At 50.0% G+C, this 4,249-nt stretch carries 4 protein-coding genes; all 4 read left to right on the top strand.

The features are described from left to right. Positions 1-1,870: flagellar hook-basal body complex protein (locus tag ABYW01_RS15500; protein ID WP_372834351.1), on the top strand; the 1,870-nt coding region annotated here is incomplete at its 5' end. Positions 1,871-1,983: 113 nt separating this feature from the next. Further along, entirely contained in the window at positions 1,984-2,727 is a 744-nt protein-coding gene (gene flgF, locus ABYW01_RS15495) for a flagellar basal-body rod protein FlgF (RefSeq protein WP_372834349.1), read from the top strand. A gap of 28 nt (positions 2,728-2,755) precedes the next feature. After that, complete coding sequence (gene flgG / locus ABYW01_RS15490; RefSeq protein WP_372834346.1) at positions 2,756-3,541, top strand: flagellar basal-body rod protein FlgG; 786 nt, start codon at positions 2,756-2,758, stop codon at positions 3,539-3,541. A 22-nt stretch (positions 3,542-3,563) separates the two neighbouring features. Further along, positions 3,564-4,249 (top strand): flagellar basal body L-ring protein FlgH (gene flgH, locus ABYW01_RS15485; protein ID WP_372834344.1); only part of this gene is annotated, 686 nt, incomplete at its 3' end.

Genomic DNA, 4,249 nt, shown 5'->3' with positions numbered 1-4,249 from the left:
GGATGACACAACGCCTGCCAATGCATCTCAGGCGATGGTGGATGCTATCAATTTTGAAGCATTGGAGGGCGGGGCGTTTGATGGCTTGGTGAAAGGCGCGTCCTACGATGGCGTCACTGATACAATAACTATTGAGTATGAAAAGGGCACAGAAGATAGTGGGCGCCTTAGTATTAATGCCGTATCTGTTGCTGTGCCTTATTCTCAATTTGTGGATGTAGTGGGGCCGAGTGTTGATAAAGTAGGGACGGGTGGTGGAGAAATTAGCTTCGGAATTAGTGGTTCGGCAACCGAAGATGGAACGATTACTGTAACCCTGCCGGATTTGCCGACTGATGGATCTGCTTGGAATGCTACGGATGTAGTTACCGTCGATATTGCTTATGAGTTTGGGGATACTGCAGCAGAAATTTCTTCAGCAATACGTACGGGCCTCATTGCTGCAACGGGAGCTGGTGGCGATCTTGAAGATATGGTCAAGGAGGTGGATTACGATACGTCTTCGGGCCGACTCACTTTGACATATGAAGATGCGGTTTCTGTGCCGCAAACCGCAATTGCACCGCTGACTGTTGAGTCGACCGCTCAAGCTGCACCAGACGAACCAACGGTAATTACCTATCCAGCGAATGCGGCGCAGAGTCTAGTGTATAACAGTGGAGCTTCGGCACAGCTAGAAGCGGATAAGATTTTAGCCGCTGATGAGCGTATTGCGTCACTGGAAGTTGATAGTAATACGAATAGCCTTTTAGTTACGTTTAAGGCGGAGGCTACAGATGTAGACCTGATTCAGTTTAATAATCTTGTAGGTGGGACGTTAGAGAGTCATACGTCTTCACAGATAGATGCGAATGAAATTCATACCTATCAATTAAATGACCGTGCTTTTGAAAGTGGTAGCCTTGTTGCTGATACCGTTGTTAGTTTTGCGGGAGTTGAAGTGCAGCTGGAAAATGGCATGGATGAAGAAGAGGTTGCGGCTGCAATCACGGCTGCAGAATCTAAGATAATTGACTCAGAGCCCAAAGTTGAGAGTGTAACCCTTCAGCGTAGCGGCGCAGACTATAGCATTATCGTAACTTATAAGCCGGACGAAAGTATCGAAGCTGATGAGATTACGGTTACAGTGGGTAGTGTTGGTGACAGCAATGTTCCGGTGTTATCTGAGAAAGAGGTTGTTGATGGAGACAGCTCTTATCAGGGTGTGTACCGCATGTATGCGTACCTTAATGGTGAGCAGCAACTCAATGTGGGTAAGGTAGTTGATCCGGGTGAAACAGGTTCGGCAAGTAATGCGACAGAAGTCGGGCCGATTCTGATTAAGTTTGATCCATCTAACGGTTTTCTTACCGCTGTAAATGGCAACTCGTTTTCTGCGGGAGGTGCTGCACCGAAAATTACTATCACAGGTGCTGATCCAGCTTCTGCAGAGACCACCATTTCACTTGATATTACCGGTTCAACGCAATTTGCATCTGATTCAATTGTTAAGGCCTCAGTGCAGGATGGTTATACCAAGGGCGATTTGGTTGGTGTGACATTTGGTGAATCCGGTGAGATGATTGCGAGCTTCTCTAATGGGCAGAGCCAAAATCTGGGAGTGGTGGCAATTGCTACCTTTGAAAACCAGGCCGGCTTGCAGCCTTCTGGTGATACTGAGTGGGTTGCTAGTATTAACTCCGGTGACGCGATTTTGAACCCGCCAGGTACTGGTCTAAATGGTACTTTGCAATCTGCAGCATTGGAGCAGTCTAACGTAGACTTGTCTGCTGAACTGGTGAATTTGATCGAAGCGCAGCGTAACTTCCAGGCGAACTCCAAGACGCTGGAGACCTTGAATACTGTTACACAGGCGATTCTTCAGATCTAAATATCGGACACAGTTCTCCACATTGAAAGGGCCCTTTGGGGCTCTTTTTCGTTTTTGGCACATACATTGCTATTACCTATAAAGCGGCAATCCTGACGATATGGGAATGGGTAATGGATAAAGTGCTTTATTTGGGTATGAGCGGTGCACGGGAGAATATGCTCTCACAGCAAGCGCATGCCAACAACTTAGCCAACGCAACAACCACTGGTTTTAAGTCTGATCTGGCACAGGCCCGTGCCATGCAGGTCTTTGGCGAGGGGCACCCGTCCCGCGTGTATGCCATGAGCGAGCGTCCGGCAACCAATACCGATTCTGGCACCCTGATGGAAACGGGCCGTCAACTGGATGTCGCTATTCAGGGCGAAGGCTGGATTGCGGTTCAGGCGCCTGATGGTACAGAAGGATATACCCGTGCGGGTGAGCTGCAGATTGATGCCCAGGGGCGGATAGTGACCGGCAGTGGATTGCCGGTTATCGGCAATGGGGGGGAACCCATTACATTGCCGCCGATTGAGCAGATCGAAATTTCAAACGACGGCAGTATTACCGTTCGTGAGCAGGGTGCTGCCGCAAATGAGCTGATTCTTGTCGACAGCATTAAGATGGTTAAGCCTGAAGACGGCACGCTGTTTAAAGGGCTGGATGGGTTGATGCGGACGGATAATCAGCAACCATTATTGCCAGCGCTGGATGTCCAGATCCGTTCGGGATATCTCGAATCCAGTAACGTGAACGGGGTCAGTGAACTGACCAGTATGATCTCGCTGTCTCGGCAGTTTGAGATGCATATCAAGATGATGAAAACTGCCGAAGATAACTCAACCGCAGCGACTAAGATCCTGCAGTTGAGCTGATGTAGAAACGGATACCGGAGAATAAAAAATGCATGGTGCTCTATTCGTAGCAAAAACAGGTTTGAGTGCACAAGATACGTCGCTCAAGGTGATCTCCAACAACCTGGCAAACGTTTCTACCGTTGGTTTTAAAAAGGATCGCGCGGTATTTGAAGATCTGTTGTATCAAATCCGTCGTCAGCCGGGCGCTCAGTCTGCTGAAGACTCCCAACTGCCATCAGGTTTGCAGGTCGGCAGTGGTGTCAAGGTTGTGGGTACACAGAAACTATTTAGTACCGGTGATCTGGAGATCACTGATCAGACCTTTGATGTGGCCATTAATGGTCGTGGTTTCTTTCAGGTGACACTGCCTTCGGGTGAAATTGGCTATACCCGAAACGGACAGTTTCATCTGAATGCCGATAACGAGCTTGTGACCGCGGAAGGCTATCTGCTGGAACCGGCTATCACCTTGCCGGCTGAAGTCACCAACTTCACCGTGGGTGTGGACGGTATCGTGACCGTCGCTACCGCAGGCAGTACGGCGGCAACTCAGGTCGGTCAGATTGAGCTGGCAGATTTTGTTAACCCGGCCGGTTTACAGGCGATGGGGCAAAACCTGTTTTTGGAAACAGCTGCCAGTGGCGCACCGGCGCTGAATAATCCCGGTGATGCGGGCTCCGGTATTTTGCGTCAGGGCGCACTGGAGACCTCCAACGTCAATGCGGTAGAGGAGCTGGTCACCATGATCACTACGCAGCGTGCGTATGAGATGAACTCAAAAGTGATCTCTACAGCGGATGAGATGCTCTCCTTCGTGAGCCAGCAGCTCTGATAACTAATACGCGCAGGTGAATATGATGAAGACTCAGGCGAAATGGATCATCGGGCTTATGGCTTTACTGTCCCTGACAGGCTGTGTGCAGAAAGTCGCAAAGCCGGACAATCCGTATTATGCGCCGGTGGCACCTCAGCACCTGCAACCCGTACGTCCGGTAACGGGTTCAATCTACAGTGCGTCGACAAGTCGTGACATTTACGGTGATGGTCGTGCCACGCGTATTGGCGACATCATCACCGTGGTACTGACCGAAAGTACTCAGTCTTCAAAAAGTGCAAAAACGTCGGTGGATAAGTCCAACGAGTTTAATTTGCCGCAGCCAACGTTGTTTGGCAGTGGTGTGAGCGCGTTTGGCCAGCCACTCAGTGCGTCGCTAGCAGAATCCAAAACTGAGTTTGAGGGCGAAGGTAAATCAGATATGAGCAACAGCCTGAGCGGCAATATTACGGTTACCGTTCATGATGTACTGCCCAATGGCAGTTTGCTTGTACGCGGCGAAAAGTGGCTGACGCTTAATCAGGGAGAGGAGTATATCCGGGTCAGCGGCTTGGTGCGGCCGCAGGATGTTGGTCAGGACAATACGATCGTCTCCACCAAACTGGCTGATGCACGTATTGAATATGCGGGTACCGGTGCAGTCAGCGATTCCAATGTGACCGGTTGGTTAGCGCGCTTCTTTATCAGCCCGTTATGGCCTTTTTG

It is taken from the genome of Pontibacterium sp., assembly GCF_041587635.1.
Classification (GTDB): Bacteria; Pseudomonadota; Gammaproteobacteria; order Pseudomonadales; family Balneatricaceae; genus Pontibacterium.
The sequence above is the reverse complement of the archived record's forward strand: the minus strand, read 5'-3'. Positions and strand labels throughout refer to the sequence as shown.

Coding starts and splice junctions, on each gene's coding strand:
- flgF (WP_372834349.1), top strand. CDS start 1,984: ATGGATAAAGTGCTTTATTTGGGTATGAGCGGTGCACGGGAGAATATG.
- flgG (WP_372834346.1), top strand. CDS start 2,756: ATGCATGGTGCTCTATTCGTAGCAAAAACAGGTTTGAGTGCACAAGAT.